Annotated in this window: 19 protein-coding genes; 14 read left to right on the top strand and 5 right to left on the bottom strand. The window is 42.4% G+C overall.

Annotation, left to right across the window (positions count from 1 at the left end; translation table 11 throughout):
* Positions 1 to 119: 119 nt before the first annotated feature.
* Complete coding sequence (locus tag FZC88_RS19010) at positions 120 to 1,460, bottom strand: purine-cytosine permease family protein (protein WP_148996046.1); 1,341 nt, start codon at positions 1,458 to 1,460, stop codon at positions 120 to 122.
* 241 nt (positions 1,461 to 1,701) lie between these two features.
* Here FZC88_RS19010 and ald point away from each other — a divergent pair, with 241 nt between their 5' ends.
* Positions 1,702 to 2,820 (top strand): alanine dehydrogenase, encoded by a 1,119-nt coding sequence (ald, locus tag FZC88_RS19005; RefSeq protein WP_148970863.1) that lies wholly within the window; start codon positions 1,702 to 1,704, stop codon positions 2,818 to 2,820.
* Between the two features lie 181 nt (positions 2,821 to 3,001).
* Here ald and hxlB read toward each other — a convergent pair whose 3' ends face one another.
* Both hxlB and hxlA read right to left on the bottom strand, forming a co-directional pair.
* The gene (gene hxlB / locus FZC88_RS19000; protein ID WP_148996045.1) at positions 3,002 to 3,559 is read right to left on the bottom strand and encodes a 6-phospho-3-hexuloisomerase; all 558 of its coding nucleotides are present in this window, start codon (positions 3,557 to 3,559) and stop codon (positions 3,002 to 3,004) included.
* A gap of 7 nt (positions 3,560 to 3,566) precedes the next feature.
* On the bottom strand, positions 3,567 to 4,199 hold the full coding sequence (gene hxlA, locus FZC88_RS18995; protein WP_044339358.1) for a 3-hexulose-6-phosphate synthase: 633 nt from the start codon (positions 4,197 to 4,199) through the stop codon (positions 3,567 to 3,569).
* A gap of 181 nt (positions 4,200 to 4,380) precedes the next feature.
* On the opposite strand from hxlA, the gene FZC88_RS18990 reads away from it, so the two are divergent.
* The 4 genes from FZC88_RS18990 to FZC88_RS18975 all read left to right on the top strand — a co-directional run bounded on the left by FZC88_RS18990 (position 4,381) and on the right by FZC88_RS18975 (position 7,574).
* Entirely contained in the window at positions 4,381 to 4,746 is a 366-nt protein-coding gene (locus FZC88_RS18990; protein ID WP_148996044.1) for a winged helix-turn-helix transcriptional regulator, read from the top strand.
* Between the two features lie 166 nt (positions 4,747 to 4,912).
* On the top strand, positions 4,913 to 5,593 hold the full coding sequence (locus FZC88_RS18985) for a metal-dependent hydrolase (protein WP_148970860.1): 681 nt from the start codon (positions 4,913 to 4,915) through the stop codon (positions 5,591 to 5,593).
* A gap of 105 nt (positions 5,594 to 5,698) precedes the next feature.
* The gene (locus FZC88_RS18980) at positions 5,699 to 5,941 is read left to right on the top strand and encodes a hypothetical protein (RefSeq protein WP_148996043.1); all 243 of its coding nucleotides are present in this window, start codon (positions 5,699 to 5,701) and stop codon (positions 5,939 to 5,941) included.
* Positions 5,942 to 6,254: 313 nt separating this feature from the next.
* Positions 6,255 to 7,574 carry a DRTGG domain-containing protein gene (locus tag FZC88_RS18975; protein WP_148996042.1) on the top strand — a complete coding sequence of 440 codons (1,320 nt, stop codon included), beginning with the start codon at positions 6,255 to 6,257 and terminating at the stop codon, positions 7,572 to 7,574.
* A 355-nt stretch (positions 7,575 to 7,929) separates the two neighbouring features.
* Here FZC88_RS18975 and FZC88_RS18970 read toward each other — a convergent pair whose 3' ends face one another.
* On the bottom strand, positions 7,930 to 8,235 hold the full coding sequence (locus FZC88_RS18970) for a YtpI family protein (protein ID WP_148996041.1): 306 nt from the start codon (positions 8,233 to 8,235) through the stop codon (positions 7,930 to 7,932).
* Positions 8,236 to 8,328: 93 nt separating this feature from the next.
* Here FZC88_RS18970 and FZC88_RS18965 point away from each other — a divergent pair, with 93 nt between their 5' ends.
* The 8 genes from FZC88_RS18965 (at position 8,329) to FZC88_RS18930 (ending at position 18,147) form a co-directional block, all read left to right on the top strand.
* Positions 8,329 to 9,270 (top strand): DHH family phosphoesterase, encoded by a 942-nt coding sequence (locus FZC88_RS18965; RefSeq protein ID WP_148996040.1) that lies wholly within the window; start codon positions 8,329 to 8,331, stop codon positions 9,268 to 9,270.
* A 318-nt stretch (positions 9,271 to 9,588) separates the two neighbouring features.
* Positions 9,589 to 9,867, top strand: coding sequence for a heterocycloanthracin/sonorensin family bacteriocin (locus FZC88_RS18960; protein WP_397541046.1), 279 nt, complete (start codon positions 9,589 to 9,591; stop codon positions 9,865 to 9,867).
* A 136-nt stretch (positions 9,868 to 10,003) separates the two neighbouring features.
* Complete coding sequence (locus tag FZC88_RS18955) at positions 10,004 to 11,905, top strand: putative thiazole-containing bacteriocin maturation protein (RefSeq protein WP_148996039.1); 1,902 nt, start codon at positions 10,004 to 10,006, stop codon at positions 11,903 to 11,905.
* Complete coding sequence (locus FZC88_RS18950; RefSeq protein ID WP_148996038.1) at positions 11,905 to 13,851, top strand: TOMM precursor leader peptide-binding protein; 1,947 nt, start codon at positions 11,905 to 11,907, stop codon at positions 13,849 to 13,851. Before FZC88_RS18955 ends, FZC88_RS18950 begins: the two co-directional genes overlap by 1 nt.
* Before the next feature lie 20 nt (positions 13,852 to 13,871).
* Positions 13,872 to 15,446 carry a SagB family peptide dehydrogenase gene (locus FZC88_RS18945; protein WP_148996037.1) on the top strand — a complete coding sequence of 525 codons (1,575 nt, stop codon included), beginning with the start codon at positions 13,872 to 13,874 and terminating at the stop codon, positions 15,444 to 15,446.
* Positions 15,447 to 16,788: 1,342 nt separating this feature from the next.
* A complete protein-coding gene (locus tag FZC88_RS18940; protein WP_148996036.1) occupies positions 16,789 to 17,034 on the top strand; it encodes a hypothetical protein in 246 nt (81 codons plus the stop codon).
* Positions 17,035 to 17,130: 96 nt separating this feature from the next.
* Entirely contained in the window at positions 17,131 to 17,430 is a 300-nt protein-coding gene (locus FZC88_RS18935; RefSeq protein ID WP_148996035.1) for a hypothetical protein, read from the top strand.
* Positions 17,431 to 17,610: 180 nt separating this feature from the next.
* Positions 17,611 to 18,147 carry a GNAT family N-acetyltransferase gene (locus tag FZC88_RS18930; protein WP_148996034.1) on the top strand — a complete coding sequence of 179 codons (537 nt, stop codon included), beginning with the start codon at positions 17,611 to 17,613 and terminating at the stop codon, positions 18,145 to 18,147.
* Positions 18,148 to 18,938: 791 nt separating this feature from the next.
* Here FZC88_RS18930 and FZC88_RS18920 read toward each other — a convergent pair.
* Entirely contained in the window at positions 18,939 to 19,508 is a 570-nt protein-coding gene (locus tag FZC88_RS18920; RefSeq protein ID WP_148996201.1) for a dienelactone hydrolase family protein, read from the bottom strand.
* A 484-nt stretch (positions 19,509 to 19,992) separates the two neighbouring features.
* Here FZC88_RS18920 and FZC88_RS18915 point away from each other — a divergent pair, with 484 nt between their 5' ends.
* Entirely contained in the window at positions 19,993 to 21,024 is a 1,032-nt protein-coding gene (locus FZC88_RS18915; RefSeq protein WP_187443695.1) for a LacI family DNA-binding transcriptional regulator, read from the top strand.
* The last annotated feature ends 221 nt before the right edge of the window (positions 21,025 to 21,245 follow it).

The raw sequence follows: 21,245 nt of genomic DNA, 5'->3' as shown, positions 1-21,245 counted from the left end.
GGTATCGATACCTAACCTAATGTTTATATGTCTTCATAACAAACTTTTTTGAAGCAGGTTTTAATATAATACGTGAATGCTTTATTGGTTCGAATCTTGTTTGAAAAGGAAGAGAGTGTCTAATCTCTTCCTTTAACCAAGTTATGAATAACACCCTTCTCTTCCACCCTCTCCCGTACCTTCCCCACCGCATAAACCAAACAAGTAACAATAAAACAACTAAACCCCGGCGAAAACGAATCCGGAATCCCCAAATAAACCACCATTCCAATGACTAGAACGACCAACGCCTCACGATTAAAATTCGACTCCCCACTCGCCAGCCTCACAAGCGCACTCTCAGAAATCCGTCCTTTCCGAATAACTAAATAATCAGCCACCACAATCGCCGATATCGGAATGATAAGGATCCCCAGATAAGAAATATACTCCTGCGCATTATAAACCAGCTGCGGAAACGAACTTAAAATAATCCCTGCGACACTGAACACCAGAGCACTCTGAATCCGCGATAGGGACGGCAGTGCATTAAGCAGACTATATCCCCCTGTATACGCATTACTAAGATTAATAGAAATCATCGACACCATCGCACAAGCCGTGATCACTAACAGAAGCAGACTGGAGTCGGTAAGTTGACCCGCTGCCACGAATGGATTCAGATCCTTGAACAAGCTGGCACTCAATCCTCCAAGGAGCGCCGTCATCATGAATCCGACGACGTTTCCACTATACAGTCCCCAGAATCCGTGGCGATCGCTTTTGCTGTAGCGGGTGATGTCGGAGGATGCGCTGACGCCTGAGATGTATTGGACGAAGACGAGGCTTGAGTAGAATAGGAACGTTCCGATGGAGAATGGTTCCTGGCCTTGGCTTAGTGTTGTGAGGGAATCGGCTCCTTTTGTTAGGAACAGGTACAGGATGATTCCCTGGCCGATCACGAGGATCGGGATGAATAGTTTGGTCGCTTTTTTGACGGCTTCGAAGCCGATGAGGGCTAGAAGGGTCATGATGATGGCGAGTCCGATGGCGACGGGTATGAATGGTATGGTGTACGGTGTTACTTTTTCCACCATGGAGATGATGACGAAGGTTCCTCCGATGGTTTGGACGCTGAACCAGTAGAGGGACGTCAGGGACCGGATGGGGGATGCGATGAGCATCGACAGCCGGGTTCCGATGATGGACCGCAGGACGTATTGTGCGGGCAGGCCGTAGCGGGATCCCGGTAGAGACAGGAATGATACGAATAGGAAGGCAACGCTTGCTCCGAGTACGGTGGCAAGGAACGCTGCCTGGAAGGATAGTCCCCCTTCAAGGACGGCCAGTGCCGGGATGAGGAAGTTTCCTGCGTTCACGGAGAAGGCGAGCTGTATGATGAAGTATTCGATCCATGTGGTTGATTTTAATTGTGGTGGGACCTTTTCAAGTCCAAGTCTTTCGATCATGGGTTGTTTCATGGAATAATCTCCTTTGGGTATACTAAGATGCATGGTTTCTATTTTAAAGAATTTTTGGAAAAAAGCGAAGAAATAATCATTGAATTTTTTAAAGAAAAATAGAGATATTTCCTTATTTATTTGTTAGAATGTAAGTGCTTACAGGGTGAGTAATTGCCCTTCGCTATTATATATGAATAGTGTTATATTTAGGAAGTAAATGCTCCAAGGAGCAATAGTGCATTTAGGAGGTTGGCTTAGTATGCGTATTGGTGTACCAACGGAAATTAAAAATAATGAAAATCGGGTGGCTATGACTCCCGCAGGTGTTGTGAATCTGGTTCTTTTTGGACATGAGGTTTACATCGAATCAGGAGCTGGATTGGGCTCAGGATTTACAGACGAAGATTATGTAGCAGCAGGTGGACACATCGTTGATTCTGCAGCGGAAGCATGGTCCATGGACATGGTCATGAAGGTAAAAGAGCCACTTCCAAGTGAGTACTCTTATTTCCGTGAGGGACTTATCTTATTTACATATTTACATCTTGCTCCAGAACCTGAATTAACGAAAGCGTTAATCGATAATAAAGTGATCGGAATCGCGTACGAAACGGTTGAACTGAATCGTGCCCTTCCATTATTGACTCCGATGAGTGAAGTGGCTGGACGTATGGCGACTCAAATCGGTGCACAGTTCCTAGAGAAGATCCACGGTGGTAAAGGTGTATTACTTTCAGGTGTACCAGGGGTTCGCCGCAGTAAAGTAACGATCATCGGTGGAGGAGTTGCCGGTACGAACGCAGCGAAAATGGCTGTCGGACTTGGTGCCAACGTAACAATCCTTGACCTTAACCCGGATCGCCTTCGTCAGCTTGATGATATCTTCGGAAGTGACGTAACGACGCTTATGTCCAACCCGCTGAATATCGAACAAGCTGTAAGAGAAGCGGACCTTGTCATCGGAGCTGTTCTGATTCCGGGAGCGAAAGCACCTAAATTGGTAACAGAAGACATGATCAAAGCGATGACGCCTGGTTCTGTTGTCGTCGATATCGCCATCGACCAAGGTGGAATCTTCGAAACAACGGACCGCATCACAACTCATGATGATCCAACTTACGTGAAGCACGGCGTTGTGCACTATGCCGTTGCCAACATGCCTGGTGCCGTACCACGTACGTCTACGATCGCACTTACAAACGTAACTGTACCTTATGCGGTTCAAATCGCAAACAAAGGCTACAAAAAAGCGTGTTTAGACAACGAAGCATTATTAAAAGGTATCAACACATTGAACGGATATGTGACGTACCAAGCGGTTGCTGAAGCGCATGCTGTAGACTATTCAGATACTAGAACACAATTAGAGCAACAATAACACCACGAAGCCGACTGCATGGGAATGTTCAGTCGGCTTTTTTTATGTAAATATAGGAAAGATTATGAAGCCCTTGGTGTTATGTCCTTATGGTGATTGGAGTGCAATATTTTACATAACAAAATGGGAGTATACAGAAAAGGCCACATCCTGAAATGTGGCTTTTTCTGTATTTTTTACTCTATTCGAGATTTGCGTGCTTCCCATACATTTTAGTAGAATCCAATCCCTTTTTCTCCATAAAGCGCAGAATGATGGCATCATAAAATAACAACATCGTTTGCTCAAATAGAGAGCCCATTGGCTGGATCGTTTTGTAATCACCTTCGGACTGGTCTTTCGTTACTCCTGGTAATGTAACGGCCAAATCAGCTAATTCTCCGATGGTCGATTCAGGAGAAATGGTTATTGCTGCGACGGTACCTCCCAAGCTTTTTGCTTTTTCAGCAATGGCCACTAACGTTTTGGTTTCTCCTGAGCCTGATCCAATGATTAATAGATCATCCTTTTCTAAGTTAGCTGTTACTGTTTCCCCAACGACATAGGCATCAATCCCCATGTGCATCATACGCATCACAAAAGATTTCCCCATCAATCCAGATCTGCCAGCACCAGCGACAAAGATTTTCTTGGATTCTAGAATCAGGTTTACAAATTTCTCTGCCTCTTCATCAGAGATTAAGTGCACTGTTTGTCTTAATTCTTCCACGACTTTGGCTAAATATTGAGTAGATTTCATCGTTTCATTACCCTTGGTGAATTAATTCCTGCATTTCACGTGCAGTCGCTCGTTTATCTTCTTTGCTTGTAATCCCGCCACCTACAATGATGAGGTCAGGCTGTTCTTTTATAACCTCCGGTAGTGTTTCTAATTTGATTCCACCGGCAATTGCCGTTTTGGCATTTTTCACAACGCTTTTGATCGTGTGTAGATCTTCAAAGGAATTTTTTCCTACAGCTTGCAGATCATAACCTGTGTGTACACAGATATAATCGGCACCAAGTTCGTCCAATTCCTTCGCACGGGCTGCAACGTCTTTCACGGCGATCATATCAACAAGGATTTGTTTCCCTTGTTTTCGGGCTTCTTCTACTGCGCCTTTGATTGACTCGTCTTCTGCCGTTCCCAGAATCGTAATGATGTCAGCACCTGCAGCAGAGGCTTGGCTTACTTCATATCCAGCTGCATCCATAATTTTTAAGTCCGCTAATACGGTTAAGTCAGGGAATGCTGCTTTTACTTCTTTCACTGCTTTTAGGCCTTCATTGATCACCACAGGTGTACCAATTTCTACAACATCAATATACTCTTCTACCTCTTTTACTAATGCAATGGCTCCTGGAATATCCACAAGATCTAATGCTAATTGTAACTTCATTTATATTCGCTCCTTATAATAAATTTTAATTGGTTATGCTAAGTGTTGTCATGAGAATGTATTTACTCACTAGCATGCTGTTTAGTATAATCAGTATGTAAATAAATTTAAAGTACGCACTTTTATCGCATATAGTAACAAAAAGTATACTATTGGATGAAATAAAGGAGAGTTGACGTTAATGCCAAATTTAGGAGAGAAAAATTTTAACTGTGAGAAAGAATTAACGCTCGCAGTAATCGGTGGTAAATGGAAAATGTTAATTTTATGGCATCTAGGCAAGGAAGGAACGAAACGATTTGGTGAATTAAAGTCCCTTATGCCGGGAATTACCCAAAGAATGCTTGTAAACCAATTACGCGAACTTGAAGATCATTTAATCGTACACCGAGAAGTTTATCCTGTAGTCCCACCAAAAGTTGAATACTCACTTACCGAGCATGGTGAAAGACTGTTACCGATTTTAGAGGCTATGTATGAGTGGGGCAAAGATTATGTCGAGAATGTGTTGGAAAAGGAAACGGATGATCAATCAGCGGTAAAATAGATAGTCTTTCTAACCAAGGGTTAACCTTGGTTTTTTTACTGTTTTATATGAGTAGAGACAACAACTTAATTGCCACTACTCGCTTATTTTTATAAAATTGGGGTATAACATAAAGTAGCATACGAGAGTAAGAAAAATAGATAAGTTTATATGGAGGAGATGCAAAATGAAGATTTCATATCATGGACATTCAGTAGTGAAAATCGAAACAAACGGAAAAACGATTTTAATCGATCCCTTCATCAATGGAAACGAACTGACGGATCTTAAAGTGGATGACGAGAAACCCGATGTGATCATCCTTACACACGGTCACAACGATCACGTAGGGGACACCGTCGAGCTTGCGAAAAAGAATGATTCGTTGGTAATCGCCAACCATGAACTGGCAACATACTTAAGCTGGCAATTAGTGAAGACCCATCCGATGCATGTCGGGGGAGCGTATGAATTTGACTTCGGGAAAGTGAAATTCACACAAGCGTTCCACGGCTCAGGTCTAATTACGGACGGCAATGAAATTATCTATATGGGAATGCCTGCGGGAATTCTCTTGATGATTGAAGGGAAAACCATCTTCCATGCAGGGGATACCGGATTATTCTCCGATATGAAACTGATCGGGGAGCGTCATCCGATTGATCTTGCGTTCCTTCCAATCGGGGATAACTTCACGATGGGACCTGAAGATGCGGCAACGGCTGCAAGCTTCTTAAAAGCGAAGAAAGTCGTGCCGATCCACTATGATACATTCCCGCCGATCAAACAGGATCCGCAGAAATTCATCGACATGCTGGAGGATTCTGAAGGTCAGGTCATGAAGGCCGGAGACGTAATCGAATACTAATAGGGAAAGGGTGGTGCATTTGCATCGCCCTTTTTCTCATGTTTACACAATATCCTCCACTCCCTCGCATATACATGATACAAGCCTAGAGAGGAGGAAAAACGTGTGAAACAACGATACATCTTATGTTTACTCTTAGCAGGAGCATTCATCTATTATGGAGCTCCCCGCATGTCCATTTTTGCAGAAGGTCTTCAAGGCATCTTTGCGATCAGCTGGCTCGTACTTGCCACGTTTGTTGTAGCGGGGAATCTTGCAGCCCTTCTTTACACACCTAAAGGGACAAGTAAGGGCAAGAAGTTGAAATCGAAGCCGGTGCGGAAAGTCAGATCAAGGTCGTTTGGATAAGTTTTTTAAGAAAATGGTGTTTGTTTAAGGTGAACCTCTCAAGTTGATTGAAGCGGAAGGTGCTCGACTCCTGCGGGAATAGTGGGAAAGTTGAAACTCCACAGGGCTTTAGCCCGAGGAGGCTCAACTCATGCCCCGCGGAAAGCGAGCACCTGGAGCGGAAATCAACCTGCACTCTCTCTGTACAAAAGCATCAAAGTTCTCCCAATCAATGGGGCTTACACCAATGTAAGCCCCGATTAAATTGAAACACCACGCTTTTCACATTATAATAAACATATGAAGCAGGACGTTATAAAGAAGGGTGAAAAGCTTGGCTACTAAACACGAACAAATATTAGACTACATAGATACCTTGCCAGTCGGTGAAAAAATCTCTGTCCGCCAAATTGCGAAAGCACTGAACGTGAGCGAAGGCACCGCGTACAGGGCGATTAAAGATGCGGAAACTAAAGGATATGTCAGCACCATCGAGCGGGTTGGTACGATCCGGATCGAACAAAAGAAGAAAGATAACATCGAAAAGCTCACCTATGCAGAAGTGGTCAATATCATTGATGGACAAGTATTGGGTGGAAGAACGGGACTACATAAAATGCTCAATAAGTTCGTCATTGGAGCGATGAAGCTTGAAGCCATGATGAGATACACGGAAGCAGGGAACCTGTTGATCATCGGGAACCGGACCCAGGCCCACGAGCACGCACTTAGAGCAGGGGCTGCTGTATTGATCACCGGTGGATTCGATACAGAAGATCATGTCAAGAAGCTTGCAGACGAGCTCGAACTCCCGATCATTTCTACTTCCTACGACACCTTTACAGTAGCGACCATGATCAACAGGGCGATTTATGATCAGCTCATCAAAAAGGAAATCGTATTGGTAGAAGATATTTTAACAAAAGCGGATGACACGGCTTACCTGCATATTAATGATACGTTGGAAGAATGGTACGAAAAAAATCAGTATACATTCCACAGCCGTTTCCCGGTGGTCGATAACAACCTGAAAGTACATGGCATGGTCACATCAAAAGACGTCATGGGGCAGGAAAAATATACGGGCATCGATAAAATCATGACCAAACAACCGATCACCGTCAGCCCGAATACAAGCGTTGCCTCAGCCGCCCATATCATGATCTGGGAAGGGATCGAATTACTTCCCGTCGTGAATGAACAAAACAGGCTCCAGGGAATCATAAGCCGTCAGGACGTATTGAAAGCACTTCAAATGATCCAAAGGCAGCCACAGGTCGGGGAAACGATTGATGATCTGATCAGTAACGGAGTAGAAGCAGCCGTTGAGAAGAAAGGCGATAAAGAAGTCTACCTTTTTGCGGTGACTCCACAGATGACCACGGGAATTGGTACAATTTCGTATGGCGTATTCACGACTCTAATGACAGAAGCGGCCAATCGTTCATTGAAGCCCTTCAAAAAAGGCGATATCGTCATCGAAAACATGACCATCTATTTCATCAAGCCTGTCCAAATGGAGAGCATGCTCGAAATTCACCCAAAAGTGCTCGACGTCGGAAGAAAATTTGGTAAAGTGGATGTAGAAGTATATTGTGAAGGTGTAATGGTCGGAAAATCATTGATGATCTGTCAGTTGATAGATCGTCATTAAGTTTTTTTCTAAAAAAGCGAATGATGAATGTGGGGATTTCGGGGATCATTTGTAGTTCGACAAAGGGTTCATAAAATGGATTTCCGGATCATAAGTTGCCGAAACCGGATCATAAATCTGGAAAGAGGATCATAAGTAACGAAATCCGGTTCATAAATCCGGGAAGAGGGTCATAAGTAGCCAAAATCTGTTCGGAAAGTTGAAGAATGACCGCTTTTTCATCCATAGGCTACTTAAAAGGACATCTTTCACCCGATAATTGAAAAAAATGATGCTTTTTTTACCTGAAAAAATCAATCCACCGACTAAGAAATCAGAAAAAAAGACCGGATAAGCATCCAGTCTATTGTCGCCTTTATTGATTATCCAGTTCCTTCGCTTCCCTTTGAGCATAAGGAAGCACGTGCTTGTACAGCTTATAGCCGGCCCAGCAGCTTCCAAGTCCAATAAGGATGAAAAGGCCGCCGATAAAATACGTCAGCGTCCCAGGAAATAAGAACAGCTGGTTTATACCGAATAGGGCAACAAATAACCCGAGGGCAATGCTTGCCTTCGCCGATAACCATTTCTTTTCCATTGGTCGATTCGTTCGAACCTGTCTGATTTTATAAAAGACATAAAACGTGAATGCTACGACAATCAGTAGTGCGAGAAAATACATAGTTTTGTCCTCCATCGTTGACTTCTCTCGCTACTATTTTACAGATATCAGGACAGAATGCCAAATAAAAAATCCACTACAAAGGAGATTCCCATGAAAGAACAAATACTGGAACTCATCAAACAATATGAAACCATCATCGTACATAGACATGTTCGCCCGGATCCTGATGCATACGGCTCCCAGGGAGGACTGGTGGAAATGCTGAAAACGTCCTTCCCGGATAAAAAGATATATGCCGTCGGGCAAGAAGATGAAAGTCTTCATTATTTAAAACGCCTGGATGTCATTGAAGACCATGTGTTCGAAGGAGCTTTAATCATCGTTTGCGATACGGCGAATGAAGAGCGAATCTGTGACAGACGATATAAATTAGGGGATAAGCTCGTGAAAATCGACCATCACCCCAATGAAGATGCATACGGAGACTATTTATGGATCGATACATCCGCAAGCTCAGTAAGCGAAATGATTTATGAATTCTACCTGTTCGGTAAGGATAAAGGACTCACGCTCTCTGATGAAGGCGCAAGACTTTTGTTTGCCGGGATCGTGGGAGACACGGGAAGATTCCTTTATCCAAGTACAACCCAGAATACGTTTGATATCGCAGGCGAATTGATCCGCTTTGATTTTGACCGTAATGAACTATTCAATAAAATGTACGAGATCGATGCCAATGTCATCAAGCTGCACGGGTTTGTCCTTCAAAACTTCGAAATGGATCAGGATGGCTGTGCAAGCATGATCATGACGAAAGAAATTTTGGAAGAGCATCAAGTCATTCCTTCAGAAGCTTCTTTACTGGTCAGTACATTGGGTAACGTAAAAGGCATCAAAGCGTGGGTCTTCTTCATTGAAGAAAGTGATCAAATCAGAGTCCGTCTGCGTTCCAAGGGACCAGTCATCAACACCATCGCCAAAAAGTACAACGGCGGCGGACATCCATTGGCTGCAGGGGCTTCGATTTATTCATGGGAAGAAAAAGAAAAAGTGATGAAGGATTTAAGAGAAGTGTGCAGGAATCATCAATAAGTCTTAAGAGGAGCTGGCAGATGCCGGCTCCTCTATTTAATGTTCTAAAAATCGCCCACTTCAAATTTAATTGGGGTGTAAGTGGTTCGTACAGTATAAACCTGTTCAAGCTCCGGTCCATTGACTGGAGTGTTTTTTTGTTCTTCCCCTGTAAAATAGGCTTTTTTATCAGTAACAATACCCAGCAAGATCACATAAATTGTTTGGGAGTGTTCACATTTTAGTGAATGTACCTAAATGACAGAAATTTTTTCTTAGAAAGCTCAATTGTTTTTGTTCCTTATTGAGAGTGACATTGGGTAATTTTTTGGGGAGGTAATGAAATTGATGAATCATTTTCACAATGAACTTCAAAATCTGAATGTAGGTGATTTCCAGGCAACACAGCCTGTTTCTTGGGATCAAAACATGTATGATCCGAATGACGAACGACTCTTTCTTGGATTTGGAGGCTGTTTCGGCGTTGGTTTCTCATGCTTCTTTAGCTGTTTTGGTTGTGGTGGCTGTGGTGGATGCTTCCGTTGCGGCGGGTGCGGAAGATGCGGCGGAGGTGGCCGGTGTGGCGGCTGCGGCAGATGTGGACGCTGCGGCCGTTAATCAGCTTTTAGAATTTCGTATTCAACATGATCCCTGTACGAGTCAGTGCAGGGGTCTTTTTTTTATACATAAGGGACAAAGTGAGTCTCATACCATGATAATGATAGTCACATTAGCGGGTGTAAGGAGGAGCGCTATGGAAAAATTGGACCCTTCTATGCGTTTAAAAGTAATGAGGGATACGTTTTATCTCCCTGAACCAAACAGCGGTGTTTTCTTTAGGAATAACCAATGCTCTTTCCGCATGGAGGGAAGTGGAATTGATCAATGGGTTGAGAAGCTGCTTCCGATATTCAATGGGGAGTACTCCCTTGAGTATTTGACGAACGGACTGCCTGTACCTTATAAAAACAGGGTCATGGAAATAGCAGAGGTTTTGCATAAAAATGGATTTGTTCGGGACGTAAGCAAGGATCTGCCACACCAGCTGCCCCAACATGCAGTGGAAAAATTCGCATCACAGATTGAATTTGTCGATAGTTTGGCAGGTTCGGGCGCATCAAGGTTTGAAACCTACCGCGGGGCCAATGTCCTGGCAGTGGGGTCTGGTCCTTTTCTGACTTCACTCGTTTCATCGCTGATTGAATCGGGATTGGCTAAGCTGCAGGTGCTCTTGACCGATGAGGTACCGACGAATAGAGGCCGGCTGCAGGAACTCGTGGAACATGCGCGTAAAACGGATCCGGAGGTAGAGCTCCAGGAAGTCGGATTCAGTGAAGACGGATGGCGGGAGACCCTGAAGCCCTTCGATTCCATTTTATATGGTAGTCAAAACGAAAACCTTGAGGAATTGGAGCTCATTCATGCCATTTGCCGGGCTGATAAGAAGTTGTTTATTCTGGCGATTTGCAACAGGCAGACAGGAATCGCAGGACCCATCATCCACCCTGATTCCGAGGCTGGTTGGAAATCTGCTTGGAGGCGCATTCACACTACAGCCTTACGAAAAGAAGATCAGGTTTCGATCGAATCGGCGATCCCTGGAGCGATGCTTGCGAACATAGTCGTCTTTGAACTATTCAAAGAGATAACGGGAGTGACAAAATCAGATCAGCGAAATCGAATCTTTCTGCTGGATACAGAAACGCTTGAAGGAAGCTGGCATTCCTTTTTACCTCATTCCTTGGAGATTGGATATTCAGGAGCTGAAGGTGTTCAGAATGTGGAAACACGGATAGAACAGGTTTCAGAAAGATCTGACCCTGAAAAAGTGTTGTATCTCTTTACTCTGCTGACGTCTAAAGAGACGGGGATTTTTCATGTGTGGGAAGAAGGAGATACGAAGCAGCTGCCATTGGCTCAATGCCGTGTCCAGCCGGTCGATGTCCTGTCCGAGGGACCTGCCGAACTGTTGGATGAGGTGATTTGCAGCGGCTTGACCCATGAAGAAGCACGCCGGGAAGCAGGGTTAAAAGGGATTGAGAGATACGCTTCAAGATTGGCCAGTTTGATCGTTCCTCGAGAGACGGGTGAATATATGGCCACCTGCACAGGAGCGACGTTTGCAGAATGCGTCGGCCGCGGTCTTCGTGAGTGTTTGACTGATGGGCTGAGGAAAAGAGAATCGGTTCAAAGCAGCACGATTTCCCGCCTTGAATTGGATAGGGTTGAGGATGAAACATGCCGTTATTATTTACAGGCACTGACCACCATGCAAGGAAAGCCGGAAATCGGATTAGGGGAGGATTTGGCTGGATTTCCTGTCGTCTATGTTCGTGGAAGGAATGGCTGGTATGGGAATACCGATTTCACGATCACCATGGCACTGAGGCACTCTCTTAAGCATGCACTCTTTCAAGCCCAGAACGATAAGGAGGCTTTCGACGCAAAACCGGTTGTTGTTGCAATAGAGCAAGGAAAGCCAGAGAGGATCACCATTCCAGCCAGTGAAGACACACCCCAGCCCCTGAAAGAAGCAATCGAAACCTTAAAAAGGAATCAGAAGCAGGTAGTGGTATTTGAACTGAATATTGAGCCCGTTTTTAAACAGGAGCTCGAAGGCGTGTTTGGTGTGCTGCTGCGAGAGGAGGAAACCTGATGAATTCTTTCGTGGTGATTGTGGGGGATGGGCTGCTTGCGGACCTTGTATGTTCACAAATTTCAGCGCGGTATCCCGTTTTCCGGCAAGAAAACGTTGAAAAAAAGTTCCCGGCACAGACAGATTTGGTACTGACACTTGATGATACATGGAATCCGGCTGTGCATCAAATGGCGGAAGAAGTGATGCGGCAGTCGTCTATCCCATGGCTGAGAGGCTTTGTTTCGTTTGGAGAGGGAATCATCGGCCCACTGGTTCATCCGAACACACCAGGATGCTCGCAATGTGCCGATTTGAGACGTCTCCTTGGAGGAAAGGAACGGAATGAGATGCGGGAGGTACAGGAAAAACTCGCTGAAGACGGTGGAATCATGAAAGATCCATGGGCTTCGAATACCGGGTTAGTGCATATGACTCATATCATCGCAGCAGAAGTTGGCCGGGTCCTTGAAGGTGCAAAGCCACATTCCAAAGGACAGGTATGTTTAACCGACTTGAAAACATTGAACAGCTCCTGGCATTCCTTCGTTCCCGACTCATTATGCCATAATTGCAGCCCGATACCGGACGATTCGCCGGAGTTAGCTCGTGTTTCCCTCAAGCCTAGCCAGAAAATTCGTGCAGACAGTTTCCGCTGTACCCCTCTGGATGAACTGAAAGATGTCCTGATAAAAGACTATCTGGATAATCGGACCGGACTTTTCAACAGCAAGATGTATGACCTGGTGACGCCATTTGCAGATGCGAGTGTCAATATGCCGATGTTCTCCGGAGATGAAGGGACGGCCGGACGGACACAAGTCTACTCAGACAGCGAGCTGACAGCCATTCTTGAAGGATTGGAGCGTCACTGCGGCCTGCAGCCCCGGGGCAAACGGACAGTCGTCCATGATAGCTACCGACAGTTGGAGGAGCATGCACTGAATCCGCTGAAGGTCGGCGTCCACACCGAAGAACAGTACGCGATGCCAGGTTTTCCATTTGAAAAGTTTGACCCTGACAGGGCTATTGACTGGGTGTGGGGTTATTCACTCATCGAAGAACGTCCGATTCTCGTCCCTGAGCTCCTTGCCTATTACAGTCTGGGCTGCAGCTCATCCGGTTTTGTTTATGAAACGTCCAATGGCTGTGCACTTGGAGGAAGCAGGGAGGAAGCGATTTTTTACGGAATCATGGAGGTGGTCGAACGGGACTCGTTCCTTTTGACCTGGTATGCAGAGCTCAATCTGCCGCGTCTTGATCCTCTTACATCAAGGGACGAGGAGCTGCAGTTAATGATCGAACGGATGCGGGCGGTCGCAGGGTATGATCTCTATTTGTATGACTCTACCATGGAGCACGGAATTCCAAGCGTCTTTGCGATGGCCAAGAACAGGAAGGATAAAGGATTGAATCTGATCCTCGCGGCAGGTGCCCATCTGGATCCAGTGAGAGCGGCAAAAAGCGCGATACAGGAGCTCGCCGGGATGATGCTGAATCTCGATGAAAAATTGGAGAAGAACAAGGCGAATTATGAAAAAATGCTGGTCGATGATTCCCTTGTAAGACAGATGGATGATCACGGCATGCTGTATGGACTGCCCCAGGCCGAGAAACGTTTCACGTTTTTACAGGATGACAGCCGGCCATTGCGAAGTTTCAAGGAGGAATTCAACTGGAGGTCCGATCACAGTGATCTTACGGATGACCTGAAGGATATTCTTGACAGATTTCGAAACCGGAACCTTGATGTCATTGTTGTTGATCAAACCGCCCCAGAACTTGAAAAGAACGGACTATACTGTGTGAAAGTCTTGATTCCCGGCATGCTCCCCATGACATTCGGTCATCACCTCACCCGTCTGACAGGATTGGAAAGAGTCCTTAACGTCCCGGTGGAACTGGGATATGCCGACCGGCCATTGACCTATGATCAGCTTAATCAAAAACCGCATCCGTTTCCTTAAGGTATTAGGAGGTAAGGAGGATGAGTCTGGAAGAATTTTTATACAATCTGCAATGTAATATCAATCGGGCCAATCAGCCAAACTGGGAAGTGGACTGGGAGGATACCCCTCTTCCTTACAAGCTTTACCGGGGGCTGCGGGTTGTGCCATTGTCTTTGGAAGTACCTGTGTCACTGTTCGAGAGCCAGCCGCCGTCAACACCCGATTTAGAAAAAATCGGGCATTTTCTCTGGTATGTCTATGGCATCACTGGGGTAAGCCAGTCAATGGATCCGGATGATTCTCTGGATCAGGAGTCATACCCCATCCACTCCTATCGGCGGTTTGCTCCATCAGGAGGGGCGCTGTATCCGAATGAACTATATATCTATTTAAAGTTGGATGATTTGCCCGATGGAATCTACCATTATGATGTATCCCACCATCGCCTAGTCCTGCTCCGGGAAGGGAATGTCGATTCATATCTAGAACGGGCACTTGGCAATCGCTGCGATATCTCGACGTGTTTTGGCACAGCTTTTGTTTCCACCCGATTTTGGAAAAACTTTTTTAAATACAATAACTTTTCCTACCGGCTGCAAGGACTGGATGCCGGTGTCCTTAAGGGACAGCTGCTGGAAACGGCCAAACGGTTTGGATTCGAGTCAGGGGTGTATGTTCAATTTCTGGACTCAGCGATCAATCATTTACTTGGACTGACCGAGGAAGAGGAAAGTGTCTATTCCGTCATCCCGCTTTCAGTTGCTGCAACGAATTGGGCTGGAAACGGGAAAGGAGTGGAACGGGCATTCACCGCTGAAGAAGTATGCAGGGAGCTACCTGCTATTTCTGTGGAACTCTACGAAAAGTCTGAAAGAATTAGAGAGTTTCCTATGTTACTGGCAGCGAATGAAGCTTCTAAAATCGATTCAACCGGCGATTTTCAGAAACTCAGAAACCAACCGGCTTTTAGAAACGGAGAAAAAGAAATTCATCTGCCGGAGATCGAACCATTCTCCCATGGTTTTGTTGAGATATGCAAAAATCGTTATTCCCCCGAAATGGATTTTGTCATGGGGAAGGTCAGTCAGCAGAAACTCGCGACGATACTTAAAAAAGCCACTCAGTCCTACTCGTTTCGTAGTGACATAGACGAAGTTCCTTACGGAGATAAATCCGGTGTATCTATTTTTGGCTGTTTCTATAATGTGGAAGGCGTACCGGATGGCGCATACGCATATGACAGTGTCCGTCATTCATTACGGGAAATCAGCACAGGAGATTATCGTCTTCAGCTTCAATCGGGTCTGTCCCTTGATAACGTCAATTTGCTTCAGGTGCCGTTGTGCCTTCAAATCATTGGAAACAAAGATTACTATCAAGCCCTGGGATACAGAGGCTACAGGATCATGCAAATGGAAGCAGGAATGCTTGTACAGCGCCTGCTTTTAGCCTCGTCTGCGGTCGGGTTAGGCGGACACCCGCTTCTTGGGTTTGATACGGCATTGACAGATAGAATGTACAAATTAGATTCAAAGGGTCAAACGACCTTGATCCAAATACCGATCGGACCTTTTCGGGAGCGGGCTTGGATGAAAGGAAGTTTGTTGAGTTGAGGAGGGGGTGGCCATGGGGACGGGGTCACTTGGCTTTTAAAAGGAGCCTCGGTTTGATTCTTACAGATAAAGAAAATTCGACATTTTGGCACGATTATCGAATTTCTCGCATGAATGCATCTGAAACTCGCACGATTATTACGGAAGCCGCATGATTTTTCCAAATCCCGCACGTTAATTGTAAATTACGCATGAATCTTCGCTATACCCCTTTTCAAGGGGATAAGATGGAAGGACTGAAAGGTTGGAAAAGACTATTTTGAGGAAAAACTTTCAAAAAAACGTCCCTTGGGCAGGCCATGGGGCGTTTTTTTGATGAAAATGAGGAAGGTCCCCAGGTAACCCTTGTTCAGTTAAAGGGCCATTTAATGGAACAAGAGCATTGCTCAAAGTCATAAAATTTGAAATAATTGGTATTAAATGCTAGATAATGAAAGGAATGAGAAGTATTATTCAGCTTATAAGGATTAATGACATCAAAATTGAAGTTCTTTTAAGTGGGAATAAAGGTCCACTGGTAATTGATTCTACAGGGATAGGCAAGTTATGTTGAGGATTAAATAAGAAGTTCTTTCTCAAAAAAGTAGACAGGTCTGCGTTAAATCGATTTAACGTTAAAGAAAATAGCTTAAGGGATGATTATGTAATGGTAGGTTTGAAAATTTTCTTAAGGTAAGGCATCCCAAAAGCTTATTCGTTCTGTGATCAAATTTTCGCAAAAAAGAAATGGGGGACAGTCTTTGTCTATCATCAAATGGTCCATAATTATCGACTCTATTGCTGCGCTAGGGTTATTTATTAGTCTATTTTTTTACGAACCGTTTTTTTGCACTCGTGTTGTAGGTATATTTTTGGCACTTTCTCAAATATTCGTATTATTGTTTAGGAAAAATTTAAATAAGATAATGTATCTTATTTATACAATGATTGTTTTTATTGCCTTTCACTTTGCTGGTTACTATGACAGTGAAATCTTAAAAAATGCAGGAAAAACTTTTTTATTATACGTATTTGTTTTATCCATAATCATGAGTACATATCGAACAATCTATAATAAGAAGCCAAACTGTTAACTTAAATATGTTAGTAAAAGCGGTGATGAATGAGTACAAGGAGAGTAATAGTCATTTTGTTCACTATGAGTTTTATATTTCTAGTATTAGGTTTTGTTGGATCAAAAGAAAATCTTGATTTCGTTTTCTCCTTTATCATCAGCTTTCACTTTACTCCGCTAAAGGCAGTTTAATGGAATAATTCGATCCTAAATGACTCGGTTTCCGTCTAATTAAGAAAGGAAAAACAAAGTAAAAACACAAGATAATTAAAGAGGGGGGATGAAAAGATGAACAAATACGCTTTGTTATCAGTTTTAATGGTGCTAATTAGTGTAGCTGTGTTTCTGATTCTTAGAGGACCCAACGCAGATTTGTCGTTGGTGATTACCATTTTGGGTATTCTTTCGGTAATTGGAATCGTTTTTGCCGTTCTGTCTAAAAAGTGGTTATTAGGTATTATGGGTGTTTTAACGAATGGAACAGTTCTTGTTTTTGTATTTTTCTTATTATTAGCAAATGGAATAGGCGGTTGAGCCAAAACGATATTTAGGTTTAATTTAGCTCAGTTAAAATAAAAACAAATGGTAAACGTTAAATGTAAAAGTCAATATTTAGGGGGAGATTGTTGTATGAGGGAATTATTGGGGGAAGCGATAACATCTGTGGAAATCTTAGGTGCAATTGTGATCTTGTTTTTTGTTCACTTTTTGTTTACAAAGTTAAAAAAAGTGTTAATCACTCCCTTCGTCGTAATGTTTCTTGGTTACATCGCTTTTATTATAGGGATTGTCTATATTAGAGGTTGGACTGGAATGGGGTGGATAGTTTGGGGAAATATCATAATGGCAATTGGAATTCTTTTTTACCTTGGATTGCAGATATTTAGTATCTTTCGCAAACGGGCTTATAAATGGAAATCAGCTGAATGATTTTCATTTAAACCAAAATAAAAATGCCATCTAATAGCAGAGAATTATTCCATTAAAGGGGCAATAACTGAAGATTGGGCAGCTGATCTTCAGCTTTTTCTTTATTCCGTTATTGGGCATTTTAGTTGAACAAGAAATTATATAATAGAATAGAAAATACAAAGAAAAGGAGAAGTTCTAATGGTCAAACTAAAATACTTTGAAAGTATAGATTTCAAACAGCTTATTGATTGGATTGATTCACCTCAGTTTTTACTTCAATGGGGAGGTCCTGCTTTCTCATATCCCTTAACTGAAAATCAGTTAGAAAAATACATTGAGAATGCCAATAATGATAACTCTGATACTTTGATTTATAAAGTAATCGATAATGAAACTGGAAACGTAATTGGTCATATTTCTTTGGGGAAAATTGATAGAATAAATAAATCTGCACGAGTAGGAAAAGTATTAGTTGGTGATAAAAATGTCAGAGGTAAAGGAGTAGGTGAACTATTGATGGAAGAAATCCTCAAAGTGGCATTTGATGAACTTAATTTACATAGAGTTAGTCTTGGAGTGTTTGATTTCAATCTATCTGCTATTGCTTGTTATGAAAAGGCGGGTTTTATCAAAGAGGGGTTACTAAGGGACGCAAGAAAAAATGATGATGAATATTGGAACTTGTGGGAAATGAGTATTTTAGAAGATGAATGGTTAGAAACAAGAAATTCTTAGTGTTTCTTATTGAACTAACGGGGGCAATAACTTAAGATCAACTAATTAAGTCGCTATTGCCCTTCTTCAATAACACGAACGGGAAGTAATGGAATAAGGAAGTATACACTCACTTAATACAAAATGTTACAATTTGGTAGGGGTGAAAGAGTGAATATTTTTCTTTTTATTATCGTTCATATATTTATAGGATTAACAATAATTTATTTTTATGGAAAATTCCCAAAAGCACTTACTGTATTTGCATCTGTGTTTTTAACTATGAGTTTTCTTTATTGGGGAACCGCTTTTATAAATTTGTTAGTAAACTAAAAGGGGTACTACCTGAAGATCAGCTAAATAATCAGGTATTGTCCTTCTTCCATTATTGGGCAGGTTAATGGAAGATTCTGTTTAAGGGTTAATTAATACTGTTACTAGTAAATAAAGCAGAGAACTGGTAGTTAGGTATAAGTGGGAGTTTCTATTGGAAGCCTTAAGGGCAGGTATAAATTATGTACACTTAGAATTTAAATCTGAAAAAATCACATTATCAGTGGCAACCATTAATCAAAGAGCGATAAAACTATACAGAAAAGTTGGGTTTAAAGATGTAGAGACTTTTATGCAAGATACAAATAGTAGTACATATGAGTTTCTAAAGATGGAGTATAAATGTCATTAACTCATCTTAATGTAACTGGAGAGAGGGTTGAAGAACGACTAATTGACCCGGCTATTCATGGGGGCGGTTTTGCCGCTTCCTTTTATCGAAAAGGAAGCACAAGAACAGTCCCCATGCTTCCTGATGACTATGCAAGAAAGTCGAGAACCCGCTTGATCACAAGCCTCGTCGCCTCAGCATTGTATGAAGGTATGCTGCTGTCAGTGAAGAGATGTTCCTTGCCCTCATACAAAAAAAGCTCAGCGTGATTGGCAGACTCCACCAGTTCACGTGCCGCATTGATATCGCCGTCTTCAACGAAGAAAGGATCTTCATTCATGGCATGTATTTGTACAGGCAGGTCGGCTGGCCACGGAGATTCAAACTCCGAGGTCGGGAGGCAGGCATGGAAAAACAGTGCACCTCTTGAGCCTTCGCGGGTTTGAGCGAGCTGCTGTGCTGCCGGGACACCGAGTGAAAAACCAGCATAGACGACATCTCGAGAAAGGTCGCCTGCTGCCTGAATGCCACGCGCCGTCACTTCTTCAAATCCGATTTCCTTCACATATCCTAAGCCTTCCTCCAGGGAGGGAAATGTTCGACCTTCAAATAAATCTGGCACATGCACTATATGCCCAGCATCTCTCAGCTGATCTGCGATAGATTCAATCCCCTTGGTCTTGCCTAAAACATGGTGTAACAACAAAACTTCTGCCATCATTTTCTCCCCCATTTAAATACGTCTTATGTATAAATTTCGACAAAAATACTGTTTGACCTGCCAGAACCTTAACTTCTTCCCCAAGGTCATAGATTTAATAGGAATTGTTAAATTCTTCTTGCGTTTAATCAGTTTTATTTGAAATGATTGGGATTTACATCGATACAGTCAGCATATTTAAAGGTGAAAAAGACCAAGGAGAAAACTATACCCACTTCCTTGGTCTTATTATAATGTGAAGCATTTAGTGTAATATAGAATCAAAAAAGTTAAGAGGATTTCTGTTAGTATAAGTATATAAGATTGTTCCACTAAAAGGCAGCTTAATGGAATAATATGAAACATACATAATCCGGTATCCGAATAACTATCGTGTGAATTTATTGAGAAAATTGTTTGAAATAAAAGGAAAACGACAAAATTTGTAGAATTATATTAGCATTAATAAATGAGGAAACGTTTCCATAAGGATGTGTTGGTGATGGTAACAATAAAGGAAGTTGCTAAAGAAGCTAAAGTTTCAATTTCCACTGTATCGAGAGTACTTAATAAGAGCGGATATACAAGTGAAAAAACGAAAGAAAAGGTTCTGAATGCAGTAAAGAAACTTAACTACCAAGGGAGTCTGGTAGCTGCTGCAATGAAGAAGAAACAGACATTAACTCTTGGTTTAATCATACCTGATATAAAGAATATTTTTTATTCAGATTTGACTAGAACAATAGAAGATCGAGCAAATAGTCATGGATTCAACATCTTTTTATGTAATACAGATAACAATCTGCAGAAAGAAGCAGAGTATATACACCTACTGATCGCTAAGGGAGTCGATGGTATCATCTTTTCATCTCCAGAGGTTGATGATGGAAATATAAAAGAATTGAAGGAAAACTATCCTGAGCTACCAGTTGTCATATTAGGGGGGAAATTCCCGAAATTAATTCTTAATGAGATCGTAGTTGATAATGTTGATGGAGCATATAAAGCGATGAGACATCTTCTGGATTTAGGGCATAAGGATATTGCCTTTATCGGCGGGGACCTTGAATCTTATGCATCAATCGAAAGGCACCAGGGGTACAAGTTAGCATTGAATGAAAGAGGCGTTCCTATAAATGACGATTATGTGATTTTTGACAAGTTTTATATTCAAAGCGGGTATAAAAATGCAATGAGATTATTACAAAAAAATGATAGACCTACGGCAATTTTTGCGGTAAGCGATAGTGTTGCTGTAGGTGTCTACAAAGCTGCAAGGGAGTTAAATATAAGAATTCCAGAGCAATTATCAGTTGTTGGTTTTGATGATTCTCAATATGCGGAAATTTTGTCTCCTATGCTTACGACTATTCGTACTCCTATTAATGAAATGGGTCAAAGGGCTATAGAAATCATGGTTAAAGCAATTAAGGAAAAGCAAATAATTAAAGAAACAGTCCTCTTTTATCCAAATCTAATTGAAAGGGAGTCAACTATGGCGATAGAAGCAGGTAATTCCAAAAGGATGACTTAGAATAATGTTTAAAAGACGTTTGATGATTCTGTGTTAATTAATATAATTTTATAAATTTTCAAAAAAATCATTGAAAGTGGTTTACTAAGTATGTATAATTTGATTTAAATAAGTGGAAACGTTTCCATCTTATTTAAATCAATTTTTTTGTCTGAATACAATATATATTATTTACTCAACTAAATATCTTGGTATTTGTGCGATTAATCAGCTCCAAAATA

The organism is Rossellomorea aquimaris, from assembly GCF_008180865.1.
Taxonomy (GTDB): domain Bacteria; phylum Bacillota; class Bacilli; order Bacillales; family Bacillaceae_B; genus Rossellomorea; species Rossellomorea yichunensis.
The sequence above is the reverse complement of the archived record's forward strand: the minus strand, read 5'-3'. Positions and strand labels throughout refer to the sequence as shown.